Origin of the sequence: Oceanobacillus salinisoli (assembly GCF_009733865.1) — a bacterium.
Taxonomy (GTDB): Bacteria; Bacillota; Bacilli; order Bacillales; family Amphibacillaceae; genus Oceanobacillus; species Oceanobacillus salinisoli.
Genome location: NZ_WOFB01000018.1, coordinates 1 through 26,858 on the forward strand (window position 1 = coordinate 1; position 26,858 = coordinate 26,858).

Below are 26,858 nucleotides of genomic sequence, written 5' to 3' on the forward strand. Positions count from 1 at the left end.
TTTCCTTTATCTCCTGCGGCTCAGTCCAGTCCGTACGTCTCTAAACGGGCGCTTGCGCTTTTGTTCTGTCAAGATGAAGCTGGAAAGAAAATAGAACTGGTGGAGTGTAGGTAATCTCTCTTATAACCGGGTTAGAGTGCTCAAAAGAGAAGAATACTCGCTCATAAATGGGGAAGGAACCCTCAAAAAATGAGAATGCCAGCTCATAAATAGAGGGGAACGCTCATAACCTTATAGCTAATAACTGAAAAAGCAAATTTCCCACAAATCCCCATTCCAATGTCTAACGATTCCACGAACAATCAAATAAATTTCGACACGTTTCGTTCTAAACTTGAATACTTGTCATTTTTTCAGTACAATTTGATAGATATAAATTTTGAAGGAGTGAACGGAAAATGGGTAATGTATTCGTTTTTGATCATCCGTTAATTCAGCATAAATTAACGTATATACGTGATAAAAATACAGGTACAAAGGAATTTAGAGAGTTAGTGGATGAGGTTGCGATGCTAATGGCTTTCGAAATTACTAGAGACCTTCCACTGCAGGATGTGAACGTAGATACCCCTGTAATGACAGCACAAGCAAAAGTATTAGCAGGGAAGAAAATTGGTTTAGTACCAATTTTACGTGCGGGACTAGGTATGGTTGATGGAGTACGTAAACTAATTCCGGCTGCGAAAGTAGGGCATGTTGGTTTGTATCGTGATCCAGAAACATTACAGCCTGTAGAATATTATATTAAATTGCCTTCCGATATTAATGAACGTGAACTTATTGTAATTGATCCTATGCTGGCAACAGGTGGTTCGGCAAACGATGCCATTCACTCATTGAAAAAACGCGGTGCACAAAATATCCGTCTCATGTGCTTAATTGCAGCCCCTGAAGGTGTGGAATTGATTAAAAAAGAACATCCGGACGTGGATATTTATTTAGCCGCACTGGATGAAAAACTGGACGACCATGGATATATCGTACCAGGCCTTGGAGACGCTGGAGACAGATTGTTCGGAACAAAATAATGAAGCTGTAGGATAAATGCTTTTAAAAATGGTGGGAGAATTTCTCCTGCTATTTTTATTTTTGCTAGAAGTATTCGGGGTTTTAATTAAAAAATTAATTAGAAAACAGAATGATCACTTTTTAAGACTCTACATTTCGAAATGAGTTCAGCACCATCCCGAAATTGAGAGAGACCGGTATCAAATCGTGCGTCAGCATTTCTAGATTCGATCGATTCCAGTATTAAATCACGCGACACCAACAGCCAAGTTCGAGCGATCCAGGAATTAAATCGCACGACACCATTCGAAATTCGAGCGAGGCAACCTCAAATCGCGCGCCAGCATTCCAAATTCGAGCGAGCCCAGCATCAACCCGCGCGACATCATTAAAAAACCGCGCAATCCACTGCAAATTCGCGCGACAACCCCTTGAGAATAGCTTTACTGTCATTCGTCAAGTATCTACTATAGCTCTAGTTTCCTGAATAAGCTCAGGAATTTGTCAAAAGGTTACGTAGAAAGACTCTAGGTTCCCGAACGGGTTCTAAAAATTGTTAAAAGGTCACGTAGAAGGGTTCTAGGTTTCCGAATGAGCTCCAGAAATCACCAAAAGGTCACGTGGAAGGGCTCTAGGTTCCCAAACGAGCTCCAAAAATTTTCAAAAGGTCACGTAGAAGGGTTCTAGGTTCCCGAACGAGCTCCAAAAATTGTCAAAAGGTCACGTAGAAGGGCTCTAGGTTCCCGAACGAGTTCCAGAAATTATTAAAAGGTCACGTAGAAGGGTTCTAGGTTCCCGAACGAGCTCCAAAAATTGTCAAAAGGTCACGTAGAAGGGTTCTAGGTTCCCGAACGAGCTCCAAAAATTGTCAAAAGGTCACGTAGAAGGGCTCTAGGTTCCCGAACGAGTTCCAGAAATTATTAAAAGGTCACGTAGAAGGGTTCTAGGTTCCCGAACGAGCTCCAAAAATTGTCAAAAGGTCACGTAGAAGGGTTCTAGGTTCCCGAACGAGCTCCAAAAATTGTCAAAAGGTCACGTAGAAGGGCTCTAGGTTCCCGAACGAGTTCCAGAAATTATTAAAAGGTCACGTAGAAGGGTTCTAGGTTCCCGAACGAGCTCCAAAAATTGTCAAAAGGTCACGTAGAAGGGTTCTAGGTTCCCGAACGAGCTCCAAAAATTGTCAAAAGGTCACGTAGAAGGGCTCTAGGTTCCCGAACGAGTTCCAGAAATTATTAAAAGGTCACGTAGAAGGGTTCTAGGTTCCCGAACGAGCTCCAAAAATTGTCAAAAGGTCACGTAGAAGGGTTCTAGGTTCCCAAACGAGCTCCAAAAATCGCCAAAAGGTCACGTAGAAAGACTCTAGGTTCCCGAACGAGCTCCAAAAATTGTTAAAAGGTCACGTAGAAGAGAACTAGGTTCCTGAACGAGCTCCAAAAATTGTCAAAAGGTCACGTAGAAAGCTTCTAGGTTCCCGAACGAGTTCCAGAAATCACAAAAGGTCACGTGGAAGGGCTCTAGGTTCCCGAACGAGTTCCAGAAATCACAAAAGGTCACGTGGAAGGGCTCTAGGTTCCCGAACGAGCTCCAAAAATTGTCAAAAGGTCACGTAGAAAGACTCTAGGTTCCCGAGCGAGTTCCAGAAATCACAAAAGGTCACGTGGAAGGGCTCTAGGTTCCCGAACGAGCTCCCAAAATTGCTAAAGGGTCACGCAGAAGGGCTCTAGGTTCCCAAACGAGCTCCAAACATTGTCAAAAGGTCACGTAGAAGGGCTCTAGGTTGCCGAACGAGCTCCAAAAATTGTCAAAAGGTCACGTAGAAGGGTTCTAGGTTCCCGAACGAGCTCCAAAAATTGTCAAAAGGTCACGTAGAAGGGCTCTAGGTTCCCGAACGAGCTCCCAAAATTGCTAAAAGGTCACGCAGAAGGGCTCTAGGTTCCCAAACGAGCTCCAAAAATTGTCAAAAGGTCACGTAGAAGGGCTCTAGGTTCCCGAACGAGTTCCAGAAATTATTAAAAGGTCACGTAGAAGGGTTCTAGGTTCCCGAACGAGCTCCAAAAATTGTCAAAAGGTCACGCAGAAAGACTCTAGGTTCCCGAATGAGCTCCAGAAATCGCCAAAAGGTCACGTAGAAGGGTTCTAGGTTCCCGAACGCACACAAAAATCGATCAAAAGGTCACATAGCCCCATCCTAAAGATCTCGAACGAGCGCCAGAGACCAAGCCAATAGTAACAAATTCCCCTCAACTAAAATATAATTTAGAAATCAATTCTTAAGGGGGAACCGCAATGAGCGTGAGCGAGAAAAATCAGGACCATGTAAACGAAGAAATTGCAAAAATGATTCATGAGGGTGGGCTTGGAGTTGCATCCCATTATGATTATGAGAATCCAAAAAAAGAGAAAATAGAACCAGAAAAGTAAAATACATTCACAACTAAAGACCTCTTTTCCGCTGTAAAAGCCTCCAACAGTGCATATTTTTCTTTTACCTCCAAAAACTAAGCGGTAAAAAAGGGGATTGCCAAATATGCGCCAATATATATGTACACTGCTTATCATCACACTTTTCATCATGATCCCCATTCCAATTCTCAATTATGCTCATGCAGAAGACGACGTGCAATCGGTTATTATTGAAGTAGAAGGGGACCCGGAGGAGCATAAAGAATATATTGAAACGTACTATCCATTCATAGAGGTAGTTGCAACGTATGAATTGCTTTTTAATGGGTTGGCATTGCAGGGCAGTTCCAAGAATTTGAAGAAAATGGAATCTCTTGAATTTATTAAGGCGATTCATTCTGTTCAAACGTATGAAGCATTGCCTTTCTCAGCTACAAAGGATAAGAATTCTCAAAATCAAAGCACACAAACACAAATAGAAACATATCAAGCGTTAAAAGAAGAGGAAAACCTTGTCATGCCATCGGAACTGAATGATACCGAATATACGGGTAAAGGAGTGAAGGTTGGCATTATTGATACGGGGATTGATTATGAACATCCCGACCTGGCTGATAACTATCAGTCAGGATATGATTTGGTAGACCTGGATGATGATCCAATGGAAACGGTAGCGAATCAGGGGATGCCGACAAGCCATGGATCCCATGTCGCAGGTATTATTGCAGCAAATGGTGATTTACAAGGAGTAGCACCAAATGCTGAAATTTATGCATACCGAGCGCTTGGCCCAGGTGGTGCCGGAACATCCGTACAGGTGCTTGCAGCAATGGAGCAGGCGGTTGAAGATGGGGTGGATGTGATGAACCTCTCTTTAGGGAACACTGTAAATGGTCCGGATTACCCAACGAGTGTTGCCGTTAACCGTGCGGTGGAGCTGGGAATTCCGGTAGTAATTGCGAACGGAAACAGTGGTCCAAATAACTGGACAGTTGGGGCACCAGCTACTGCAACGAAGGCCTTTTCAGTAGGAGCATCCACGAATACCCAGAAAGTACCGTATTTGTATGAACGGTTTTCTGATAAACCAATTGCCCTTCAGCTCATGGCTGGCTCTGTTCCGTGGAGTTTTGAAAAATCCTTTCCAATTGCGGACGCGACAGAAGAAACCAACATGCATGGGAAAATTGCGCTTGTGAAACGTGGAGAGATTCCATTTTATGATTTAGCAAAAAAAGCGGAGCAACAAGGAGCAGAAGCGGTTTTAATTGCAAATAATGAAGAGGAAATGATACAAGGGTCTATCGAAACAGGAGAAAAACCTGTCGAAATACCCGTTGCCATGATCAGCCAGGAAGATGGGGAATGGCTGCTTGAACAAATGGCAAACAGGGCACTATATTTAGATACATCTTATCAGGAAATAGACCCGACGATTGCACCATTTAGTTCCAGAGGCCCAGTTACAGTGAATTGGGATATTAAGCCGGATATTCTTGCACCAGGAACTAATATCGTAAGCACTGTACCAGGTGGTTATCAGCCACTGCAAGGGACGAGCATGGCTGCACCACATGTTACAGGTGTTATCGCTTTAATTAAAGAAGCACATCCAGATTGGAGTATAGAACAAATATATGGAGCAATCGAAACGACGGCCCAGCCACTAATGACCGAAGAAGGAGAACTGCTTGATCCGATTGTTCAGGGGATGGGCGCGATTCAGCCGAAAGCTTCGATTGAAACGGATACGATTATTCATGATGCTCAATTATCATTTGGAAAAATCCAGGAATACCATGAAACGAAGACGATAGAGGTGAAAATAGAGAATACGACGAATGAGGATCAAACGTACGTATTTGACGTGCCCCATAAACAAAAAGGTGTTATTTGGGATTTGCCACAATCCTTTACGGTAAAGAAACAGGAGACAAAAACGGTTCCGATTGAAGTCACAATCACCAGCCCTCAAGTAAAAAAAGGACTACATCAAGGATGGCTGACATTAAATACAGAAAACACGGATGTATCGTATCAACTGCCGTATTTGTTTATTAACCAAACAGCGGATAATCCGAAAGCAATGGGATTTGAATTCGCATTAAAAACCTTTTCCGAAGACTCCTATATGTATCAAATATATTTGACGGAACCAGCTGAGCGAATCAAGGTAGACTTGTATGACCCGCAATCTTTAATGTTTGACAGAACGCTATTAACAGAAGAAGATTTGCAAGTTGGAATGAATGAAGGGGAAATGAAAAAAACGGAAATTGGCAGACCAGGACAATATGCCGCAATCATTACCGTCTATTTGGAAGATGGTTCCTATGAGAGCTATGAAGTAATGTTAATCATCGAATAATTAACATTCACAAAATAGTCGCTAAGTCAACCGAAACACTAGCATCTAATCAAAAAAACGCTATATAAGTTCATGAAATTGTCAAATGTAAATTTGGCAATTTCCTATTATAATGTAATGTGAGTGTTCAAAATTTCGGTAAAATGTCAAGGTGTAAATCACCAAATATTCTCTCAAAAGTAGGTTTATTTTTCTATCTATTATCAATTGACAATGCAGGTCAAGCTAATGTAAACTTACTTTATGTGAGATGGTAAGGGTTTCATATATGCTATAAGAATAGTACTTTAACCCGGTTTATACAAGGCATTTTCCAATTGGAAGCATCTCAATTTTCAGAAACCTCTTCGCTTTGGGGGAAGGTGTTGATGTTAACCAGTCCACTTAATATCCATTTTCTATCCGAATAATAGGCAAAAGAGAAATGCAATATGACAGATTAAGCGTGAGAAGTAGGAGAGTAGAGTGAACATGATGTCTGATTATGATAGTATGGTAAATAGACAACGTAAGTGGATGCTCTATCTTCTGGCACTTTTGGTAATTGGAGCCGGTTTTTCAAGCTACACACGCGTGTTTAATGGTCTATTATTGGGGTCCGCAATTAGTTTCTACAATCTATGGTTACTTCAACACAAAACAAAAGCATTTGGAAAGGCGGTTGCTGAATCTGGCAGTACGCGCGGGGCTTTAGGGACTTTCTCCAGGCTTGCTGCTGTCGCATTAGCAGTACTGGTCGCCATTCGGTTTGAAGAGACCTTCCATATTATTGCTGTAGTTGTTGGAATTGCATCATCTTATTTTATCATCATTTTGGACATTATCGTTCAATACGTCACAAATAGTAGAAACTCTAAAAAATCCAATAGCTAGAATGCAAAATATGGCCATTTTTATCGAATTATGACTGAAAAGGGGTGATAAACTTGGATCATGGAGCTCCAATAGTTGAAGATGTGCTTGGGATTTCATGGCTTGATTTTAATTTGTCTAACGTACTCATGATTGTTGTTTCATCATTAATCGTTTTCCTTTTTTGTCTATGGGCAAGCCGAAACCTCCAAATGAAGCCAACAGGATGGCAAAATTTCATGGAATGGCTAGTAGAGTTTGTCAAGGGAATTGTCAATGACACGATGGACTGGAAAACAGGGAAGGTTTTCCTCCCGCTTGGACTTACACTGATTTTATACATATTTTTAAGCAATATGTTAGGTGTTATTACAAACGGGGTCGTTGGTCATGATTTATGGTGGAAATCACCAACAGCTGATGCAACTTTAACACTAACATTATCAGCCATGGTCATTATATTGACACACTATTATGGTGTGAAGGTGCAGGGGACAAAGGAATATCTCAAAGGATATGTTCGGCCTGTGCCATTAATGTTACCATTTAAAATTATCGAAGAATTTACCAATACATTAACATTAGGTCTTCGTCTATTTGGTAATATTTATGCAGGGGAAGTATTACTAACCCTTCTAGTTGGATTAGCGGCATCAGGTATCCTGGGATTCATGGGAGCAGCAGTGCCAATGGTAATCTGGCAAGCATTCAGTACATTTATCGGTGCCATTCAGGCATACGTATTTGTCATGTTAACAATGGTGTACATGTCTCACAAGGTGAGCAGTGACCATTAATTTTTAAAAAATAAGACATAAGGTTATTTATAAAAGGAGGAAATCAGGAATGGAAGTATTAGCAGCAGCAATTGCAATTGGATTGGCAGCATTAGGTGCTGGTCTTGGTAACGGGATGATCGTAAGTAAAACAGTAGAGGGTATTGCTCGTCAACCAGAATTAAGAGGACCACTACAAGGTACAATGTTTATCGGTGTTGCACTAGTTGAGGCGATTCCGATTATCGCAGCAGTTATCGCGTTCATGGCTATTTTTATGTAATAACGTCTTTATACATTATATGGCGAAGGTCGGGTCCATTAAGCATCTTCGCCATTGCTTTATGCACGATACCGTATTTTAGAAAATCATTACCGCAGAATCGTAATGCAGCAGTAATGGAAAGGAGTGGAATCCTGTGCAATCATACATTGGCCTGATGACACTAGGAGCTAGTGTTGGTGGATTAAGAATAGGGGATATGATCGTACAATTAGTTACGTTCCTTATATTACTCTATTTATTGAAAAAATTCGCTTGGGGCCCGCTGATGAACATGATGCAAAAACGTGAAGAATACGTTGCGGGTGAAATTGAAGCAGCAGAAAAAAGCCGTAAAGAAGCGGAACAGGCATCTCAGGAAGCTGCTAATCAATTAAAACAAGTGAAACAAGAAGCACAACAAATGATCGAAGAAGCGAAAAGTGCCGGCTTAAAACAAGAGCAGGATATAGTTGAAGCCGCTAATAAGCAAGCGGAACTCATTAAGAAACAAGCACAACAGGAAATTGAAAATGAAAAAGAGCAAGCGATTCAAGCACTGCAAGATCAAGTTGCCTCATTATCTGTCCTTATTGCCAGCAAGGTAGTAGAAAAAGAAATCAATGAGCAGGATCAAGAGAAACTGATCAGTGAGTATCTTAAAGAGGTAGGAGAAGAGCGATGAGTGAAGCTTTAGTAGCCAAACGTTATGCAGAAGCTCTTTTTGAACTTGGACAAGAAAAACTTATTTTAGATAAATTGGTAAAAGAATTTAGTGTTGTACGCGATGTTTTCCAAACCAATCAGGAATTAACCACATTTCTTGCTCATCCAGCGATACCTGGTGAAAAGAAAAAACAGCTTATAGCAGAAGTTTTTCAAGGATCGCAAGCAGAAGTGATTAATACGCTGAAACTATTGGTGGACCGTCGTCGCGTGGATGTCATTCCATTTGTGATTGACGACCTTATCCAATTGGTAAACGATGCTAAAGGAATTGCAGAAGCAACGGTTTATTCTGTTCGTGAATTATCTGCTGACGAAAAACTGAAAGTAAAAGAGTCTTTCGTTAAACGTTTAAATAAAGAAGAAATTCGCATTACCAATGTTGTTGATCCATCCTTACTAGGTGGCGTGAAAATCCGTGTAGGAAACACCATTTATGATGGATCAATCAGCAATAAGTTAAAGCGGATCGAACGGAATATTGTAACTGCAAACATATGATGATAGGGGTGAAAGGCTATGAGCATTAAAGCTGAAGAAATCAGTTCACTGATTAAACAGCAAATCGCAAATTACGATGCAGATATCGAAGTTAGTGATGTTGGAACAGTTATTGAAGTTGGGGACGGTATTGCTCGTGCACACGGACTTGACAATGCAATGGCTGGTGAACTTCTTGAGTTTTCCAACGGTGTCATGGGATTGGCACAGAACCTTGAAGAAAGTAACGTAGGTATCGTTATTTTAGGACCATATACAGATATTAAAGAAGGCGATGAAGTTCGCCGTACGGGTCGAATTATGCAAGTTCCTGTAGGAGATAGCCTACTTGGCCGCGTAGTGAATCCACTTGGACAGCCAATTGACGGAAAAGGCCCAGCTGAAACGACCAATACACGCCCAATCGAAGCTCCGGCTCCAGGGGTAATGGACCGTAAATCAGTAGATGAACCACTTCAAACAGGGATTAAAGCAATTGATGCCCTTGTACCAATTGGTCGTGGACAGCGTGAGTTAATCATTGGGGACCGTCAAACTGGTAAAACAACGTTAGCTGTCGATACAATTATTAACCAAAAAGATCAGGATATGATTTGTATCTATGTTGCGATTGGACAAAAGGAATCTACTGTACGTGGTACGGTGGAAACATTCCGTCGTTACGGCGCATTGGATTATACCATCGTCGTTTCTGCTGGTGCATCTGACCCAGCTCCATTACAATACTTAGCTCCATATGCAGGTGTTGCAATGGGTGAAGAGTTCATGTACAACGGAAAACACGTTTTATTAGTATATGATGATTTATCCAAACAAGCGGTTGCTTACCGTGAGCTATCCTTGCTATTACGTCGCCCGCCAGGCCGTGAAGCATTCCCAGGGGATGTATTCTACCTGCATTCACGCCTATTGGAACGTGCAGCAAAACTTAGTGACGAAAAAGGCGGCGGTTCTTTAACTGCACTGCCATTTGTTGAAACACAGGCTGGAGATATTTCAGCATATATCCCAACTAACGTAATCTCCATTACGGATGGGCAAATCTTCTTACAATCTGATTTATTCTTCTCAGGTGTACGTCCAGCTATTAACGCTGGTTTATCCGTATCACGTGTTGGTGGTTCAGCGCAAATTAAAGCAATGAAGAAAGTTGCAGGTACATTGCGTCTTGATCTGGCATCTTACCGTGAGCTTGAAGCGTTCAGCCAATTTGGTTCTGACCTTGATAAAGCGACACAAGCGAAATTGAACCGCGGGGAACGTACAGTAGAAGTTTTAAAACAAGGATTGCATAAAACATTAGCTGTTGAAAAACAGGTGATGATTATCTATGCGCTAACGAATGGATACTTAGATGATATTCCAGTAGAAGATGTGCTTCGTTTTGAAGCAGAGATGAATACATGGTTAGATTCCAACCGTTCAGATTTACTGGCATCAATCCGTGAAACTGGTAACTTACCAGATAAAAACGACATGAACGAAGCGATTGAATCCTTTAAGAAGACGTTCTTGCCGTCTGATCAATAAAGCATTAATATAGGGTTAATCCATGTGTATAGGTTAGCCATATACAGACGAACTTTTAGGGGGAAGATGTAGAAATAGAATAGGAAACAAACTTTTCTATTTCTCTAGTCTACCTCTTTCATGCAGGTTAACGGGCAATAATCCCTCACGTCAAGACGAAGGGAAGAAGCCTAAGAGGGTTAAACTGCCGTAAAAGGCCGATTCGTTCATCCTACAACCAGTCGGGATGAAGCAAAATCCCCACTAATTGAAGATTCACTTTATGAAAGTGTGGTGAAATAAGTTTGGCATCACTTAGAGATATTAAGGCGCGAATAGATTCAACGAAGAAGACAAAACAAATTACCAGTGCGATGCAGCTCGTATCTGCATCCAAAATGAACAAGGCGGAGCAAAATGCCAAAGGCTATGTCCCGTACAGTGAGAAAATGCAGGCTGTCGTTGCAAACATTGCCAACAGCAGTACCGATGTTTCCCACCCGATGCTACAAACGCGTGAAGTAAAGAAAACAGGTTACTTAGTCATCACTTCTGACCGTGGTTTAGTAGGCGGATACAATAGTAATGTATTAAAAACCTTGCAAAACACCATCCATGAGCGTCATCAATCACCAGATGAATATACGGTTGTTGTGGTTGGGAGAAAAGGATATGATTACTGCAGAAAGCGGAACATTCCAGTTACCAACAGTATTCTGGGTGTGGCAGACCACCCGGTGTTTGCAGATATTAAAGAGATTGCACAATCAACGGTTCAAATGTTTACAGACGGGGAAATTGATGAATTGAACATCATTTACAACCATTACGCCAGTGCTATTTCCCAAGTGCCAACAAAGAAAAAATTGTTGCCAATTGAAGATTTGCATGAACAGGGAGATTTAACCGCTGAATATGAATATGAGCCAAATCAGGATGAAATTTTAAAAGTACTTTTACCACTATATGCTGAAAGCTTAATTTTTGGTGCATTACTAGATGGTAAAGCGAGTGAACACGCTGCAAGTATGAATGCGATGCGCAGTGCGACAGATAATGCAAATGATCTTATCGATGATCTCACATTATCCTATAACCGAGCACGCCAAGCACAAATTACCCAGCAAATTTCGGAAATTGTTGGTGGAGCTTCAGCGCTTGAGTAACTCTAAGGCCATCTAAAAGCTAGGAGGGAATTCGATTGAGCAAAGGACATGTGACACAAGTTATGGGCCCGGTTGTTGACGTGAAATTCGACGATGATCAACTCCCGGAAATCTATGATGCCCTAACTGTACAAATTGACGGAAACGATGAAACAACGACAGAGCTTAGTTTAGAAGTTGCGCTTCAATTAGGTGATAACGTTGTTCGTACCATTGCAATGTCATCAACAGACGGATTAAAACGTGGAGCAGAAGTGACAGGCTTAGGCCGACCAATTTCTGTACCAGTTGGTGATGTAACATTAGGAAGAGTATTTAACGTTTTAGGTGACAAGATCGATTTAGATGAAGATTTAGGAACGGATGTACGCAGAGATCCTATACACCGTGAGCCACCAAAATTTGAGAACCTGTCTACTGAAACGGAAATTTTAGAAACAGGTATCAAAGTTGTAGACTTATTAGCACCATATATCAAAGGTGGTAAGATTGGTCTTTTCGGTGGTGCCGGTGTAGGTAAGACCGTACTAATCCAGGAATTAATCAATAACATTGCCCAAGAGCACGGTGGGATTTCCGTATTCGCCGGTGTTGGGGAACGTACACGTGAAGGTAATGACCTTTACTATGAAATGAAAGACTCTGGCGTTATCAGTAAAACGGCCATGGTATTCGGACAGATGAATGAGCCACCTGGTGCACGTATGCGTGTTGCACTTACCGGTCTGACAATGGCCGAATATTTCCGTGATGAACAGGGACAGGACGTGCTATTGTTCATCGACAACATTTTCCGATTTACACAGGCTGGTTCAGAGGTATCTGCCCTACTTGGACGTATGCCATCTGCCGTTGGTTACCAGCCAACACTAGCAACGGAAATGGGTGCCTTGCAGGAGCGTATTACATCAACAGACAAAGGTTCTGTTACATCGATTCAGGCTATTTATGTACCTGCCGATGACTATACGGATCCGGCACCAGCAACAACTTTTGCTCACTTAGATGCGACAACTAACTTAGATCGTAAATTATCTGAGCAAGGTATTTATCCTGCGGTGGATCCATTAGAATCTACGTCCCGTGCCCTTGACCCGGAAGTAGTTGGGGAAGAGCACTATCAAGTAGCAACAGAAGTACAGCAAACACTTCAGCGCTACAAAGAATTACAGGATATTATTGCCATCTTAGGTATGGATGAATTAGGTGACGAGGACAAACTAGTCGTTGCTCGTGCACGTCGTATTCAATTCTTCTTATCTCAAAACTTCCACGTTGCCGAACAGTTTACAGGTCAGCCAGGTTCTTATGTGCCTGTAAATGAAACGGTGAAAGGATTTAGAGAGATTTTAGACGGTAAATACGATGACCTGCCAGAAGATGCGTTCCGTCTAGTAGGCCGAATTGAAGAAGTAGTAGAAAAAGCGAAGCAAATGCAATAACAACAGCCAGGGTGCCCCGGTTAGCGACTAGTGATTACGCCGTGTAACACGGAAGCCGGCCTCCAGGCACTAAAGCTGGACAATAGATTGGTAAGGGAAAGAGAATCTTGGATAATGCTTTTACTCGCGTTATCCCTCTCTTTCATATCATAGGAGGGGTTACATTGAAAACACTAACTGTGAGTGTTGTTACTCCTAATGGTCCCGTTATGGAAAACGAGGCTGAAATGGTGGTTGCCCGAGCAGAAAGTGGGGAAATTGGCATCATGCCAAATCACATCCCACTCGTTGCTCCACTATCCATTGCTGCTGTTCGTTTGAAACAGGGTAATGATGAACATCAATTAGCTGTTAATGGAGGCGTAATGGAAGTTAGTTCGAACAAAGTTACCATCCTTGCACAATCTGCAGAAAAACCTGAAGAAATAGATGTACAGCGTGCAAGAGAGGCGAAAGAACGTGCGGAAGAACGCCTTCAGTCAAAACAGGATAATGTCGATTACCTACGGGCTGAATTAGCACTCCAACGAGCAATGAATCGTTTAGACGTTGCGAACAAATAAATAGCGGAAAATGAATTTCTTTTCCACAGGCATTGGAAAATCTCTTATGACAGTGATGTTATAAGGGATTTTTTTGCTGTGTGGAAGGATGGTGGTGGGCGCTTGATTAATGAAGGGAGATTTATAAATGTAGACTATTACTCAGAAAAAGGAGGGGCAGTGCTCATTAATTGGGATAAGCGCTCAGGAAGCGAAATGCGAGCGCTCACAAACTGGGATTTACGCTCAAAAGAGAGGAGCGAGCGCCCATAAAAAAGGAAAAACGCTCAAAAAAGAAATGTCAGCGCTCATAAAATTGTAAAAACGATCAAAAGAGAAGTGCCAGCGCACATAAAAAGGGAAAAGAGCCCAAAAATGAAGTACAAGCGCCCTTCAACTGCAAAACGCTTAAAACCCACAGCTTCTCGCTCATAATACACCAACATTTACCAAATTAAACCACGCTTCGCCTTCTGTCGATATTTCCCGGGAAATGCTCCAATATTTCTACATAAAACTGCCAACTCATTTAATAGGTATTTTGATAATACTCCAGAATATATCATGATATGCGAAATATCTCTTATATGATGGCTCGTAAAAAAGCTTAGCCCCCAATTCTTTGACTTTTATCCGTATTCATGGCAAAGTAACTAGTAGAAAATATAACAAGGTGGTTTTTATGTTAACAATCGGACAATGGGCATTAGTTAGTATTTTTTCGCATTTTCTTTTTATATATATTACTTGGCGCGTATTAATTTCTATTAATATTGATCCCATTATACGAAATGGGAAGATTACAGAGGCAAGAATATTATTGTTCTTTATTGCCATTGTAATTGGATCCGGTGTAAGCAGATTTTTCCTTGAAATTGTACAATGGTCCAATGATTTAATTTATTTATTCTAATCGTACACAGATGATTTCTCCATTGGCTGGAAAATCATCATGATACATTCTATAAATCTATTAAATTAATTCGTATATTCATAGTCCCTTCTGTTCATACTGTAGATAACAGTACTTAAGCGGAGGGGATTTTTTATGTGGAGAGTCTTATTTATTGCGGTACTTCTTGTATTTACAGCGAATGCTACAGTGGAGAGTAAGGGAATGAGTGAGCTGGAAGAAATGGCCGACTTTGTTACAAATCAAAATTTAACGATAAATGAATGGAATGTCGTGATAAAGGAAAAGAAAGAGCAGGATGAAATTCAGGAAATAATAAATGAACTAAAAAATAGTTATAAAGGCACTAGGACAGAGGATGAAAATGTAATAAAATTTCAATTTAGAGACACTCATAAAAGATATGATTTTTCCGTATTATATAATGTTGTTTTGCCGAAAGATAATCTATCATATCCCGAGTTAACCGTGGTTATTGAGGGCGGACAATGGAATAACGAGATAAGGTCTGAGTTTTATCACGTTCATTATTCCGTAACAAATGAATTCTTTACAGAAAGCAAACGATTATTTACTTGGCTTAACACTGAACCAAGTGGTATAATAGTTAAAGCCGAATTTGAACAAGAATTGACAAATTATTTTAATCTTCAACATAAAAAGACACAATTAGACAATGCTTCAAATTCAGTGAACAACAAATATATCTATGGGTATACATCAAAGTGGAATGAGAAAATCAACATTGAAGACACCCCGATAAACGTCCAAATCGCAATAACCAATCATGAAAATGGACTTCCAGAATTGACATTAGGAACACCTATCCTAATACATGAATATTAATATAGTGAAAATGGATCTGAAGGAGATTTGTAACATGGAAAAAATCATCGTAAGAGGCGGACATCAATTAAATGGCACCGTTCGAGTGGAAGGTGCTAAAAATGCGGTACTTCCGGTTATTGCTGCAAGTTTAATTGCAAGTGAAGGCAAGAGTACTATCACTGAAGTTCCTGTCCTAGCTGATGTATATACAATTAATGAAGTCTTACGAAATTTGAACGCTGAAGTAGAATTTGATCCAGAAAAAAATACAGTTGTAATCGATGCTTCCAATCAGTTGAAAACAGAAGCACCCTTTGAGTATGTTCGAAAAATGCGTGCTTCTGTATTAGTGTTGGGACCTTTATTGGCCCGCTATGGTCATGCAAAAGTGGCAATGCCAGGTGGGTGTGCGATTGGCTCCCGCCCGATTGACTTACATTTAAAAGGCTTCGAAGCTATGGGAGCTGACATTCACGTTGGCAACGGCTTTGTGGAAGCAAAAGTAGATGGGCGTCTAAAGGGTGCAAAAATTTATTTAGATATGCCAAGTGTTGGTGCTACAGAAAATATTATGATGGCTGCGGCCTTAGCTGAAGGGAAAACAGTCATTGAAAATTGTGCGAAAGAACCAGAAATAGTTGACTTGGCGAATTATTTAAATAAAATGGGTGCCAAAATTGTTGGTGCAGGAACAGAATCAATTCGTATTACAGGCGTAGATAAATTACACGGTGTGGATCATCCTATTATTCCAGACCGTATTGAAGCAGGTACTTTTATGGTAGCTGCTGCAATTACTGGGGGCAATGTATTTATTGAAAATGCGGAGGCTGACCACCTTCGTTCTGTTATATCAAAATTGGAAGAAATGAATGTAACAGTGAAAGAAGAAGCTGGTGGTATTCGTGTAATTGGTCCGAATCCAAATGAACTAAAAGCGACAGATGTTAAAACATTGCCATATCCAGGATTTCCTACAGATATGCAATCCCAAATGATGGCATTAATGCTGCAAGCACAGGGCACTAGTGTCATTACTGAAACAGTTTTTGAGAACCGTTTTATGCATGTTGAAGAATTCAGACGTATGAATGCACAAATGAAGATTGAAGGTCGCAGTGTAATCATTGAGGGCTCTTCGGAATTACAAGGTGCGGAGGTTGCTGCTACGGACCTGCGTGCTGCAGCTGCTCTAATATTAGCTGGTTTAGTATCTAATGGCTACACGAGAATTACCGAACTAAAACATCTTGATCGTGGCTATGTAAACCTAGAAGGGAAATTAGCTGCCCTCGGTGCAAACATTGAACGTGTTCATGAAGACAATAACGTCATGGTTAAAGTCGATTACGAAAAGAAACGTATGGTTGCAAGATTATCTTAGAATTTGGTTGTCAAACAAGTGTAATATAAATCGCATGGAATTTTTATAAATTTCCATGCGATTTTTTATGCTTTTTGGTGCCTGTCACTTCCCGAAATTTGTCGAATGTGTGGTTATGTAGGCCTTTTCTGTTAATTGTGCTTAACATGTGAATAAAATTATATTTTCTTTTTGTAAAAAACATGTTAAAATTAATTGAAAATTACTAATTATTGTAATTGAATGGAAATGATGGGGTTATTCGATACATTTCTTCTTGGTGGATATGGTGGAATGGCTAATCGTATAGAACATTTGTTAATCATACTATGCATAACTATGAGTATTAAAGAGCGATTATGATAATTAGAGGAAAGGAAAACAGAATGTAACTTTTGCATAGACGAACGATGGATTGACGAAATGGGACATAACCATATCATTCCACTGCAGCAGGTAAAAACATAACCAGACCAAGAAAGGATGGCAAGACAACTTTCCTTCTCCTACGAAAATCAATATCATTCATTTACATAAATCAAATGGGCTAACACTTCGATTACCTAGCTAGCCCACGCATTTCGTATAAGTATTTCCAGAGCGACTAAGCATATTTTAAAGTTACGTCGTACATACACTGTAGATTTTACGTCAAAAAACATGCTGATAGATACTAATCACCTAACACCACTTAGAATACGGAGGTGAGCACATCCATGCTTCGGTACTTGTTAAAACGTTCGCTCATTGCACTTGTCACCTTGTGGATTATTGTAACCATCACGTTCCTATTAATGATAACGGTTCCAGGGTCTCCATTTAGTGACGAGCGATCATCCAATGAAACGATTCAAGCTAATTTAGAGGCGCATTATAACTTGGATGAACCGTATCATGTACAATATCTTATTTATATGAAAAATATTGCCATGCTTGATTTAGGGCCATCCATTAAGCAGCCGAATCAGACCGTAAACGATTTACTTGGTAGAGGATTTCCCATTTCCTTTGAGCTCGGAATGGTGACCATTATCGTTGCTGTTATTTCAGGGATTGTTTTTGGAATTATTTCTGCATTACGACACAATGGAATAATCGATTATTTGTCCATGGGGTTTGCTGTTTTAGGGATTTCCATTCCTAACTTTATATTAGCGACATTATTCATTCAAAAATTGGCAGTAGACTGGGCGATGTTCCCTGTTGCTACATGGTCAAGCCCAGCACATATGGTTCTTCCGGTGGCAGCACTGGCGACTGGGCCAATGGCAATTATCGCCAGGTTAACGAGATCAACCATGCTTGAGGTTCTTACACAGGATTATATAAAAATGGCAAAAGCAAAGGGATTGTCGCCATGGAAAATTACTTTTAAACATGCACTAAGGAATGCCCTCATGCCAGTTGTCACGATCATGGGAACATTGCTTGCTGGGATTTTAACGGGAACATTCGTTATCGAACAAATTTTTGCGATTCCGGGAATGGGTAAATATTTCGTGGAAAGCATTAACCAGCGGGATTATCCCGTTATTATGGGGACAACGGTATTTTACAGTGCCTTTCTAATTTTTATGCTTTTCTTAGTAGACATTGTGTATGGAATCATCGACCCTCGAATTAAATTACATAAAAAGGGAGGGGAGTAAATAAGATGAAAACAGCGAATGGAATCAATCCAGCACCATCTTCCTCAAGCATACCCGATGAGTGGTTCACATTAAAAGAAAAGGATAAAGATGCAGCAGAACAAGTAGCAAGACCTTCCCTTTCTTACTGGCAGGATGCATGGCGGAGATTACGACAAAACAAAATGGCCATGTTAGGTCTAATTTTCCTTATATTATTAACCATTATGGCTATCCTCGGACCAATTTTAAGTCCGTATGAAGTAAACACACAAGACCGACCAAATCAGTATCAGCTACCATCATCGGAACATTGGTTTGGCACTGATGCAGCCGGCCGGGATGTTTTTACGAGAACATGGTATGGAGCCAGAATTTCGCTGTTCGTTGGATTGGTAGCTGCAATGATTGATGTGTTTATTGGAATTATCTATGGTGGTATCTCCGGGTATAAAGGCGGTCGTACAGATAATGTTATGATGCGAATCATTGAAATATTATATGGAATTCCAAGTTTACTCGTCACGATTTTATTGCTTGTCGTATTGGGTCCGAGTCTATTTACAATTATTCTAGCTTTAACGATTACCGGATGGGTAGGAATGGCCCGAATTGTTCGGGGGCAGGTTTTGCAAATTAAAAACTATGAATATGTTCTCGCCTCCCAATCCTTTGGAGGAAAAACATCGCGAATTATTCGTAAGCACCTGCTGCCGAATGCGATGGGTCCAATCATTGTACAAATGACATTATCCGTACCAACTGCCATTTTTGCAGAAGCATTTTTAAGTTTCATAGGATTAGGGATTCAATCCCCATATGCAAGCTGGGGTGTGATGGCAAATGATTCCCTCGGTGCCATTCTCTCCGGAAACTGGTGGACATTGTTTTTCCCCGCATTCTTTATTTCCTTTACAATGTTTGCTTTCAATGTTTTAGGGGATGGGCTTCAGGATGCACTTGATCCGAAGCTGAGAAAGTAGGTGACGATCATGGAAAAAATATTGGAAATAAAAGACCTTCATGTAACCTTCACGACCTATGGAGGAACGGTTCAGGCGGTTCGAGGGGTAAATTTACATTTGAATAAGGGTGAAACGTTGGCAATTGTCGGCGAATCCGGTTGTGGGAAAAGTGTTACATCCAATGCGGTTATGCGGTTAATTCCAAGTCCTCCTGGAAAAATTTCCAAAGGGACGATTCACTTTAAAGGCCAGAATTTAACGGAGTTCTCTGAGAAAAAAATGCGGATGATTCGTGGTGTGGATATATCGATGATTTTCCAGGACCCGATGACCGCTTTAAATCCTACATTAACCATCGGTACGCAGCTAATGGAAGGCTTGCGCAAACATAAAAATGTCTCAGCCAGTGAAGCGAAAAAGAAGGCAATCGAGATGATGGAACTGGTTGGGATTCCAAATCCAGAAGAAAGGTTGAAACAGTATCCGCACCAATTTAGTGGCGGGATGCGTCAGCGGATGGTGATTGCCATGGCAATCATTTGCGATCCGGAATTGCTGATTGCCGATGAACCAACAACAGCCTTGGATGTCACGATTCAAGCGCAAATTCTGGAACTCTTCGGAGAAATTCAAAAGAAAACAGGAGTTTCTATTATTCTAATAACCCATGATTTAGGGGTCGTTGCTAAAATTGCCCATCGAATTGCTGTCATGTACGCCGGTAAAATTATTGAAACAGGTACCAAGCGGGATGTTTTCTACAACCCGCAGCATCCATATACAAAGGGGTTATTAAACTCAGTTCCTAGATTAGATGAAAGAGGGAAGCTTCAACCAATCGATGGGACACCACCTGATTTATTCTCACCTCCTAAAGGCTGTCCTTTTACAGCAAGATGCCCATACGCGATGGAGGTGTGTGATAAAGTTTATCCCGAACAATCCGTGCTTTCAGATTCACATCAAGTGAACTGTTGGTTGCAGGATAAGCGGGCTAAGCATATTCTAGCTGAATCAGCTAGTAAATCATTTTAATAAAAAGGGGGAAAAGGCATGAAGAAGTTTCTTATTTTTCTTCTGGCAATCGTAACCGTTGGCGTGCTTTCTGCATGTACAACTGGTGAGGATGCAGGAGAACCAGCAGATGAAACAGAAACAGAGTCACCAGAAGAAGGGGTGGAAGAAGAAGCCGAGGAAGGGGTAGAAGAGGCAAGTGGAGAAAAGGTCTTGCGCCTAAATAATAGCATTGAACCGACCTCACTTGATCCATCGATTGGTTTTGATGCGGTATCATGGGATCCATTAAACAATCTAATGGAAGGCTTAACTCGTTTGGATGAAGATCATGTTGCCGGACCAGGCGTTGCTGAGGACTGGGATATTTCGGATGACGGCTTAACTTATACTTTCTATCTTCGCCAAGAGGCAAACTGGTCAAATGGGGACCCGGTTGTAGCGGAGGATTTTGTGTTTGCATGGAAATACATGCTCAATCCGGAAACAGGTTCACCTGCAGCATTCCTTGGATATTTTATTGAAGGAGCAGAAGCTTATAACGCTGGGGAAGGTTCAGCTGATGATGTTGGGGTAACTGCAGTAGATGATAAAACATTGGAAGTAACATTGGAAGCACCAACTGGATTTTTCCTTGATGTACTGACGAATCCAGCATTCTTCCCGATTAACCATCAAGTTGCCGAAGAAAACCCAGATTGGCATACAGAAGCAGATACATTTGTAGCAAATGGTCCATTTTTACTGGAATCATGGGATCATGATGTCGAAATGGTATTTGCGAAAAACCCGGAATATTGGGATGCAGGTGCCGTCCAATTAGATAAAGTTCATTTTGCAATGGTAAATGATACCAATACACAATATCAAATGTTTGAAAGTGGAGAGCTGGATACAGCAAGCATTCCACCAGAATTATCCGATCAATTAATTGATGGAGATAATGTCTTCATTGGTCCATATGGTGGGTTAGAATTTTACCGTCTTAATGTAACGGCAGAGCCGTTTCAAAATAAGAAGATTAGGCAAGCATTTTCATACGCGGTAAATCGGGATGATATTGCACAATACATTGTGAAAAATGGGGTAGAACCTGCATATGGTTTCATCTCTCCTGGCTTTACATCTCCAACAGGGGAAGATTTCCGTGATGTGAATGGAGACCTTGTAAGCTACGATCCAGAACTCGCACAGCAATTGCTTGCAGAAGGGATGGCAGAAGAAGGGTATGATGAATTACCTGATATTACTCTATCCTATAACACCAGTGACACAAATAAAGCGGTAGCAGAAGCGTTACAGGATATGTTCCTGGAAAGTTTAGGGGTGGAAGTATCTATTGAAAATCAGGAGTGGGGAGTTTTTGTAGAAGCACAGCAAAATCTGGAGCTTCAGCTTTCCCGAAGCTCATTCATCAATGACTACAATGACCCAGTTAACTTCCTGGAAAGCTTTATCACTGATTCTTACATGAACCGAACCGGATTTTCCAGTGCAGAATACGATGAATTAATTGAAAAAGGAAAATCAGAAGTAGATCCAGAAACACGCTGGGAATATTTATATGAGGCAGAGAAAATGCTGGCAGACGAAATGATTGCGATCCCAATTCGCTACTATAACACGGTTGTGCTGGAAGCGGAGGGTGTATCCGGAATCCTCCGTCACCCGGTTGGATACTTTGATTTGAAATATGCAGATAAACAGTAGGAAGCGGAAGCGCCCGGTTAGCGACGTACGAGCTGGAACGAGCCGTAGGAGATAAAGGAAACACGATGAACGAAAGTGAATCGATGTTGACTTATCGTACGGAGGTGAGGGAAGCTACGCTAGTCGCTGGGCGCTGGAGCTGGACTAAGTAGGAAGCGGAAGCGCCCATAAAAAGTATACTGCTTATAAACGGGAGAGAGCGCTCATAAAAAAGAAATACTGCTCATAAGTGGAAGAAGCGGTTATTTGGATGCAAACACTTTTCCCATTTATCCCATGATTAACTGGCTGCAAGAATCCCACTTCAGGAATTCGAGGAAAATACATGAATGATAAGTGGGATCAAACAGCCAGTTTCACTTTATTAATTTTTATTGATTGAAAGCAAGTGTACGTGTTTAGATAGATATATAGGTTTATATACATAATTCACAGCAAGGAAGTGACCAACCATGATTTACCCAAATCGGCTAAAACAAGGGGATACCATTGGTGTCATTGCCCCCGCAGGACCTCCTGAATTAGCTAACATAAAGCAAGCTATCCCATTTTTTGAAAATCTCGGTCTTCACGTACAGCTTGGTAAGCATGTGGAGCAGGTCCATGGTTACTTAGCTGGATCGGATGAACAACGTTTAGAGGATTTTCATCAAATGATAGCTGATCCTCATATTAATGCGATTATTTTTGCCCGTGGTGGATATGGAACAGGACGCATTGTTCCGGGAATTGATTATGACCTGGTGAAAAATAACTCTAAGATCATATGGGGTTATAGTGATATTACTTATTTGCACACAGCCATTCGGCAATTGACAGGCCTTGTAACCTTTCACGGACCAATGGTAGCATCTGATATTGGAAAAGAAGACTTTGATGAATTTTCAGGATCTATGTTCAAGCAGCTCTTTGAACCTACCCATCTGGCCTATTCAGAGGATATTTCCCCACTGCACGTACTTTCTACAGGAAAGGCAAAAGGTCAGCTGGTTGGAGGGAATTTGTCCTTGATTGCCAGTACGATGGGGACGCCATATGAAATCGATATGATAGACAAAATACTACTCATAGAAGATATTGGGGAGGAGCCCTATCGTGTGGATAGTATGCTGAATCAGTTAAAATTATCAGGAAAACTAGCGGAAGCTGCAGGAATCATTGTCGGTGATTTTGCTAATACAGAAACAAAGCTGTCTTCTTCCCTAACTTTAGAAGAAGTTTTCCTGGATTATTTTGCAAATCTCGATATTCCAGTGATGAGTGGATTTCAAATTGGCCATTGTATCCCGCATTTTGCTGTCCCGTTAGGAGCAGAAGCAACCCTTTCAACAGATGAGAAAGCCTTGCATATTGCATCAGGTGTGAAGTAAACATAGGAGGAAGTAAAATGAAAATTGCAGAAGTGAATACATTTCGAGCGGCGATTCCCTTGCATACGCCTTTTAAAACGGCGCTTCGAACTGTGACGGTTGCAGAAACAATTGTAGTAAAGATAACATGTGAGGATGGCACGACTGGTTGGGGAGAGGCGCCTCCAACCCATGTTATTACAGGAGATAGCCTCGATAGCATAGAATACGGAATCACAAAGGTGTTTGCACCTATATTAATCGGAGAAGAACTAACCAATCGTGAAATAATTTTCGAAAAGATACATGGAAGCATGTTCGGAAACACGAGTGCGAAAGCCGCAATTGACATGGCTTTATATGATTGTATTGCTCAGAAAGCAAAGATGCCACTCTATCAATTTCTTGGCGGATATCAGGATACGCTGGAGACGGATTATACGGTTAGTGTGAATCAACCGGAACAAATGGCAGCAGATGCCAGGAAATATATGGATAATGGTTTTAACGTTTTAAAGATTAAAGTAGGGAAAGACCGGATCAATACCGATGTTCAACGAATTGAAGCGATTCGACATGAAATTGGATCAGATGTTGTCATCCGATTAGATGCCAACCAGGGATGGAAGCCAAAAGAAGCGGTTCAGGCTATCCGTAAAATGGAAGACCTTGGATTAAATATTGAGCTTATCGAACAACCGGTTAAAGCCCATGATTATGAAGGACTGAAATATGTAACAAATAACACCGAAACACCAATTATGGCAGATGAGAGTGTATTTTCGCCATATGACGCAAAACGTGTCCTCGAATCTGGAGCTGCGGATTTGATTAATATTAAATTGATGAAAGCAGGCGGCATTCACCAAGGGCTGAAAATTGCAAAACTCGCTGCTGTTTACGGGGTGGAGTGTATGGTTGGAAGTATGATTGAAACGAAAATTGGCATAACGGCTGCTGCCCATTTTGCCGCAAGCCAACCAAATGTTACCCGTTTTGACTTTGATGCGCCATTAATGCTCGCTGGTGACATAGCACGTGGAGGTATTGCTTACAATGGAAGCATCATAGATTTTGGTGTAGGCAGTGGACTTGGAATTAGTGGAATAGATGAGTCTTATATCGGAAAATAAGTGTTTTTGACTTGTTTAACGATTGTGGATTTGGTGTAATTCGTGCGATTCCACAAAAATTCGAGCACCGAAGTTTTTAGATTTATTGTCCCGTTATATCGGCGTATCGCTTACTGTATTATAAATAAAATAATTAAACAAACGTTTGATTCATTCATTTAAAAAAGGAAAGGGGCATCATCATGTTTAAACAAACGTTTGAACTATTCCCTGACGAAATGTGGGTAGCCGCTGTGCAGGTAGCTACAGTTTGGACAAAACCGGAGTCAGCAAGGGAAATAGACCGACATGGAACGACATACCCAACAAATATTGAAGGCTGGATTGAATCCTTATCCTACGAAGACAGCCTGGCATTATGTGATGAAAATAGAGTACAGTCACAGATTTTATACGGAGAGCCAGTTCTCGTAACGGAAATAAAGGATGACTTTGCGCATGTCATTGTTCCGAGCCAGCCATCGAAAAAGGATGAACGAGGATATCCGGGCTGGGTGCCACTTAAACAATTAGCAAAGGTAGATAAACAGAAATGGGTGAAGTCAAAAACAGCTGCCATCCAAGCCGATAAAGCATGGCTGGAAAACGAAGCCAGTGAAAAAGTACAAAAGCTTAGCTACCTAACGATGCTGCCGGTTGAAGCGGTAGGAGAGGAAAGGGTGGAAGTGAATACCCCACATGGAAATCGCTATTTACCGCGCAAGGATGTTCACATCTTTTCTACAGAGGAAGGAATTGAACAGGGGAATGGAGAAGATATTGTCCAAGCTGGAATCCCATATATCAGCCTACCATATTTTTGGGGAGGTATGAGTGCATTTGGCTATGACTGTTCAGGGCTCGCTTATGCGACTCATAAAGCGAATGGATATAGGATCCCTCGTGATGCTGGAGACCAGGCAAACGCCGGTGAAGCGGTTGCGCTAGATGCACTACAGCCTGGTGACTTGCTATTTTTTGCCTATGAAGAAGGGAAGGGCAGAATTCATCACGTAGGAATTTACTATGGGGACGGAAAAATGTTGCACTCACCACAAACTGGTAAGGGAATTGAGGTTATCTCTTTAGCGGGCACAAAATATGAAAAAGAACTTTGTGCGGCAAGACGTTACTGGCGTGATTAAAAGGGGGAGTATGGATGGAAGAAAAGATGCTGGAAGTGAAGAATCTAACCAAGCATTTTGAAATGGGAAAAGGGCAAATGCTTAAAGCGGTAAACGATGTGTCGTTTCATGTCAAAAAAGGGGAAACATTTGGTGTGGTAGGCGAATCAGGCTGTGGGAAATCCACGATTGGCCGCACGATAATGGGCTTGTACCAAAAAACTAGTGGCGATGTTATTTTTGACGGGGTACAAGTTCATGATTTAAGTGAGGAAGAAAAGTTTTCCTTTTATCGCAGAATGCAAATGATTTTCCAGGACCCATATGCTTCCTTAAATCCAAGGTCGACAATTAAAGAAGTCATATCTGAACCAATGGAGATTCACGGTCTTTTTAAAAGCAAGACCGAACAATTGGAGAGAGTCTATGAACTACTGGAAGAGGTTGGTCTATCACGGGATCATGCGAATCGCTACCCCCATGAGTTCAGTGGCGGGCAGCGTCAGCGTATTGGGATAGCCAGAGCACTTGCGCTCAACCCCGATTTCATTATTGCCGATGAGCCCATATCTGCACTGGATGTTTCCGTCCAGGCACAAGTGGTCAATCTATTAAAAGAGCTTCAGGAAGAGAAGGGGCTAACCTTCCTGTTTATTGCCCATGATTTGGCGATGGTCCGCCAATTCTCCGACCGCATTGGTGTGATGTATCTTGGAAATATGGTGGAGTTATCCGATAGTGGCGAACTCTATGAAAATCCACTTCATCCATACACCCAGGCTTTACTATCAGCGATTCCCATTCCGGACCCTGATTTGGAGGAAAAGCGGAAGCGAATCATCTTAGAAGGAGAGCTTCCAAGTCCAATGAACCCACCAAGCGGCTGCGTTTTCCGTACTCGTTGTCCGATGGCGATGGAAGTGTGTGCGAAGAAGAAACCGGTATGGCAGGAAGTCGAACAAAACCATTATGTGGCATGCCATTTATACGATGACACATTGGACGAAAAGGAAAAAGAGAAAATTGCACCAGTGATGAATTGAATCGTGGGGAAGATGTATGGTAGTGATGGTTTGGAGCCACTGAAGGTAAAAGTGTGTAAATCCGAACTAATTCAAATTCCAACAGAGGAATTTTGAATTATAGTTCGGATTTTTCTTTAACTAAAATACTTTTGTGCCAGGGCCATTTGATTAAAGAGTCGAGGTCAGATCGGTCACGAAGTCTAGGTGTCTATATGAAGAAAATTGAATGTATTTGGTCGCGTAGAATCGTTTTAGATGCCTTATTGGGTGCA

General features: G+C 41.3%; 23 protein-coding genes. All 23 read left to right on the forward strand.

The window, feature by feature from the left end; all coding sequences use genetic code 11:
* Positions 1 to 398 precede the first annotated feature (398 nt).
* The 23 genes from upp (at position 399) to GMJ66_RS13730 (ending at position 26,604) form a co-directional block, all read left to right on the forward strand.
* The gene (gene upp, locus GMJ66_RS13625; RefSeq protein WP_156290872.1) at positions 399 to 1,028 is read left to right on the forward strand and encodes a uracil phosphoribosyltransferase; all 630 of its coding nucleotides are present in this window, start codon (positions 399 to 401) and stop codon (positions 1,026 to 1,028) included.
* A gap of 2,266 nt (positions 1,029 to 3,294) precedes the next feature.
* A complete protein-coding gene (locus GMJ66_RS20930) occupies positions 3,295 to 3,429 on the forward strand; it encodes a hypothetical protein (RefSeq protein ID WP_269321882.1) in 135 nt (44 codons plus the stop codon).
* A 106-nt stretch (positions 3,430 to 3,535) separates the two neighbouring features.
* Positions 3,536 to 5,779: a S8 family serine peptidase gene (locus tag GMJ66_RS13630; protein ID WP_156290873.1), complete on the forward strand. Its 2,244-nt coding sequence runs from the start codon at positions 3,536 to 3,538 to the stop codon at positions 5,777 to 5,779.
* Positions 5,780 to 6,253: 474 nt separating this feature from the next.
* Complete coding sequence (locus tag GMJ66_RS13635) at positions 6,254 to 6,652, forward strand: ATP synthase subunit I (RefSeq protein WP_156290874.1); 399 nt, start codon at positions 6,254 to 6,256, stop codon at positions 6,650 to 6,652.
* A 53-nt stretch (positions 6,653 to 6,705) separates the two neighbouring features.
* Positions 6,706 to 7,428, forward strand: coding sequence for a F0F1 ATP synthase subunit A (gene atpB, locus GMJ66_RS13640; protein WP_156290875.1), 723 nt, complete (start codon positions 6,706 to 6,708; stop codon positions 7,426 to 7,428).
* Positions 7,429 to 7,477: 49 nt separating this feature from the next.
* Positions 7,478 to 7,690 (forward strand): F0F1 ATP synthase subunit C, encoded by a 213-nt coding sequence (atpE, locus tag GMJ66_RS13645; protein ID WP_121524273.1) that lies wholly within the window; start codon positions 7,478 to 7,480, stop codon positions 7,688 to 7,690.
* A gap of 136 nt (positions 7,691 to 7,826) precedes the next feature.
* The gene (gene atpF / locus GMJ66_RS13650) at positions 7,827 to 8,354 is read left to right on the forward strand and encodes a F0F1 ATP synthase subunit B (RefSeq protein ID WP_156290876.1); all 528 of its coding nucleotides are present in this window, start codon (positions 7,827 to 7,829) and stop codon (positions 8,352 to 8,354) included.
* Positions 8,351 to 8,896 (forward strand): F0F1 ATP synthase subunit delta, encoded by a 546-nt coding sequence (locus GMJ66_RS13655; RefSeq protein ID WP_156290877.1) that lies wholly within the window; start codon positions 8,351 to 8,353, stop codon positions 8,894 to 8,896. The genes atpF and GMJ66_RS13655 overlap by 4 nt, the downstream gene beginning before the upstream one ends.
* 18 nt (positions 8,897 to 8,914) lie before the next feature.
* Positions 8,915 to 10,426, forward strand: coding sequence for a F0F1 ATP synthase subunit alpha (atpA, locus tag GMJ66_RS13660; protein ID WP_156290878.1), 1,512 nt, complete (start codon positions 8,915 to 8,917; stop codon positions 10,424 to 10,426).
* A 284-nt stretch (positions 10,427 to 10,710) separates the two neighbouring features.
* The gene (gene atpG / locus GMJ66_RS13665) at positions 10,711 to 11,571 is read left to right on the forward strand and encodes an ATP synthase F1 subunit gamma (protein WP_156290879.1); all 861 of its coding nucleotides are present in this window, start codon (positions 10,711 to 10,713) and stop codon (positions 11,569 to 11,571) included.
* Positions 11,572 to 11,606: 35 nt separating this feature from the next.
* Positions 11,607 to 13,013, forward strand: a complete 1,407-nt coding sequence (atpD, locus tag GMJ66_RS13670) for a F0F1 ATP synthase subunit beta (protein ID WP_156290880.1) — start codon at positions 11,607 to 11,609, stop codon at positions 13,011 to 13,013.
* 164 nt (positions 13,014 to 13,177) lie between these two features.
* Complete coding sequence (locus GMJ66_RS13675) at positions 13,178 to 13,576, forward strand: F0F1 ATP synthase subunit epsilon (RefSeq protein WP_156290881.1); 399 nt, start codon at positions 13,178 to 13,180, stop codon at positions 13,574 to 13,576.
* Positions 13,577 to 14,237: 661 nt separating this feature from the next.
* Positions 14,238 to 14,468 carry a DUF1146 family protein gene (locus GMJ66_RS13680; RefSeq protein WP_156290882.1) on the forward strand — a complete coding sequence of 77 codons (231 nt, stop codon included), beginning with the start codon at positions 14,238 to 14,240 and terminating at the stop codon, positions 14,466 to 14,468.
* Between the two features lie 135 nt (positions 14,469 to 14,603).
* Positions 14,604 to 15,314, forward strand: coding sequence for a YwmB family TATA-box binding protein (locus GMJ66_RS13685; protein WP_156290883.1), 711 nt, complete (start codon positions 14,604 to 14,606; stop codon positions 15,312 to 15,314).
* A gap of 34 nt (positions 15,315 to 15,348) precedes the next feature.
* Positions 15,349 to 16,680 (forward strand): UDP-N-acetylglucosamine 1-carboxyvinyltransferase, encoded by a 1,332-nt coding sequence (gene murA / locus GMJ66_RS13690; RefSeq protein ID WP_156290884.1) that lies wholly within the window; start codon positions 15,349 to 15,351, stop codon positions 16,678 to 16,680.
* A gap of 695 nt (positions 16,681 to 17,375) precedes the next feature.
* Positions 17,376 to 18,308, forward strand: a complete 933-nt coding sequence (locus GMJ66_RS13695) for an ABC transporter permease (protein WP_156290885.1) — start codon at positions 17,376 to 17,378, stop codon at positions 18,306 to 18,308.
* A 5-nt stretch (positions 18,309 to 18,313) separates the two neighbouring features.
* A complete protein-coding gene (locus tag GMJ66_RS13700) occupies positions 18,314 to 19,270 on the forward strand; it encodes an ABC transporter permease (RefSeq protein ID WP_156290886.1) in 957 nt (318 codons plus the stop codon).
* A 9-nt stretch (positions 19,271 to 19,279) separates the two neighbouring features.
* Positions 19,280 to 20,287: an ABC transporter ATP-binding protein gene (locus tag GMJ66_RS13705; RefSeq protein WP_156290887.1), complete on the forward strand. Its 1,008-nt coding sequence runs from the start codon at positions 19,280 to 19,282 to the stop codon at positions 20,285 to 20,287.
* A gap of 18 nt (positions 20,288 to 20,305) precedes the next feature.
* Positions 20,306 to 21,976 carry a peptide ABC transporter substrate-binding protein gene (locus GMJ66_RS13710; protein WP_156290888.1) on the forward strand — a complete coding sequence of 557 codons (1,671 nt, stop codon included), beginning with the start codon at positions 20,306 to 20,308 and terminating at the stop codon, positions 21,974 to 21,976.
* Positions 21,977 to 22,428: 452 nt separating this feature from the next.
* The gene (locus tag GMJ66_RS13715; protein ID WP_156290889.1) at positions 22,429 to 23,346 is read left to right on the forward strand and encodes a S66 peptidase family protein; all 918 of its coding nucleotides are present in this window, start codon (positions 22,429 to 22,431) and stop codon (positions 23,344 to 23,346) included.
* A 17-nt stretch (positions 23,347 to 23,363) separates the two neighbouring features.
* A complete protein-coding gene (locus tag GMJ66_RS13720) occupies positions 23,364 to 24,458 on the forward strand; it encodes a mandelate racemase/muconate lactonizing enzyme family protein (RefSeq protein WP_156290890.1) in 1,095 nt (364 codons plus the stop codon).
* 182 nt (positions 24,459 to 24,640) lie between these two features.
* A complete protein-coding gene (locus GMJ66_RS13725; protein ID WP_156290891.1) occupies positions 24,641 to 25,582 on the forward strand; it encodes a C40 family peptidase in 942 nt (313 codons plus the stop codon).
* Between the two features lie 14 nt (positions 25,583 to 25,596).
* A complete protein-coding gene (locus GMJ66_RS13730) occupies positions 25,597 to 26,604 on the forward strand; it encodes an ABC transporter ATP-binding protein (RefSeq protein ID WP_156290892.1) in 1,008 nt (335 codons plus the stop codon).
* Positions 26,605 to 26,858: the final 254 nt, after the last annotated feature.

What these genes read in the sequence shown, in the direction of transcription:
- upp (WP_156290872.1), top strand. Translation starts at nt 399, where the DNA reads ATGGGTAATGTATTCGTTTTTGATCATCCGTTAATTCAGCATAAATTA.
- GMJ66_RS20930 (WP_269321882.1), top strand. Translation starts at nt 3,295, where the DNA reads ATGAGCGTGAGCGAGAAAAATCAGGACCATGTAAACGAAGAAATTGCA.
- GMJ66_RS13630 (WP_156290873.1), top strand. Translation starts at nt 3,536, where the DNA reads ATGCGCCAATATATATGTACACTGCTTATCATCACACTTTTCATCATG.
- GMJ66_RS13635 (WP_156290874.1), top strand. Translation starts at nt 6,254, where the DNA reads ATGTCTGATTATGATAGTATGGTAAATAGACAACGTAAGTGGATGCTC.
- atpE (WP_121524273.1), top strand. Translation starts at nt 7,478, where the DNA reads ATGGAAGTATTAGCAGCAGCAATTGCAATTGGATTGGCAGCATTAGGT.
- GMJ66_RS13655 (WP_156290877.1), top strand. Translation starts at nt 8,351, where the DNA reads ATGAGTGAAGCTTTAGTAGCCAAACGTTATGCAGAAGCTCTTTTTGAA.
- atpA (WP_156290878.1), top strand. Translation starts at nt 8,915, where the DNA reads ATGAGCATTAAAGCTGAAGAAATCAGTTCACTGATTAAACAGCAAATC.
- GMJ66_RS13680 (WP_156290882.1), top strand. Translation starts at nt 14,238, where the DNA reads ATGTTAACAATCGGACAATGGGCATTAGTTAGTATTTTTTCGCATTTT.
- GMJ66_RS13685 (WP_156290883.1), top strand. Translation starts at nt 14,604, where the DNA reads ATGTGGAGAGTCTTATTTATTGCGGTACTTCTTGTATTTACAGCGAAT.
- murA (WP_156290884.1), top strand. Translation starts at nt 15,349, where the DNA reads ATGGAAAAAATCATCGTAAGAGGCGGACATCAATTAAATGGCACCGTT.
- GMJ66_RS13695 (WP_156290885.1), top strand. Translation starts at nt 17,376, where the DNA reads ATGCTTCGGTACTTGTTAAAACGTTCGCTCATTGCACTTGTCACCTTG.
- GMJ66_RS13700 (WP_156290886.1), top strand. Translation starts at nt 18,314, where the DNA reads ATGAAAACAGCGAATGGAATCAATCCAGCACCATCTTCCTCAAGCATA.
- GMJ66_RS13705 (WP_156290887.1), top strand. Translation starts at nt 19,280, where the DNA reads ATGGAAAAAATATTGGAAATAAAAGACCTTCATGTAACCTTCACGACC.
- GMJ66_RS13710 (WP_156290888.1), top strand. Translation starts at nt 20,306, where the DNA reads ATGAAGAAGTTTCTTATTTTTCTTCTGGCAATCGTAACCGTTGGCGTG.
- GMJ66_RS13715 (WP_156290889.1), top strand. Translation starts at nt 22,429, where the DNA reads ATGATTTACCCAAATCGGCTAAAACAAGGGGATACCATTGGTGTCATT.
- GMJ66_RS13720 (WP_156290890.1), top strand. Translation starts at nt 23,364, where the DNA reads ATGAAAATTGCAGAAGTGAATACATTTCGAGCGGCGATTCCCTTGCAT.
- GMJ66_RS13725 (WP_156290891.1), top strand. Translation starts at nt 24,641, where the DNA reads ATGTTTAAACAAACGTTTGAACTATTCCCTGACGAAATGTGGGTAGCC.
- GMJ66_RS13730 (WP_156290892.1), top strand. Translation starts at nt 25,597, where the DNA reads ATGGAAGAAAAGATGCTGGAAGTGAAGAATCTAACCAAGCATTTTGAA.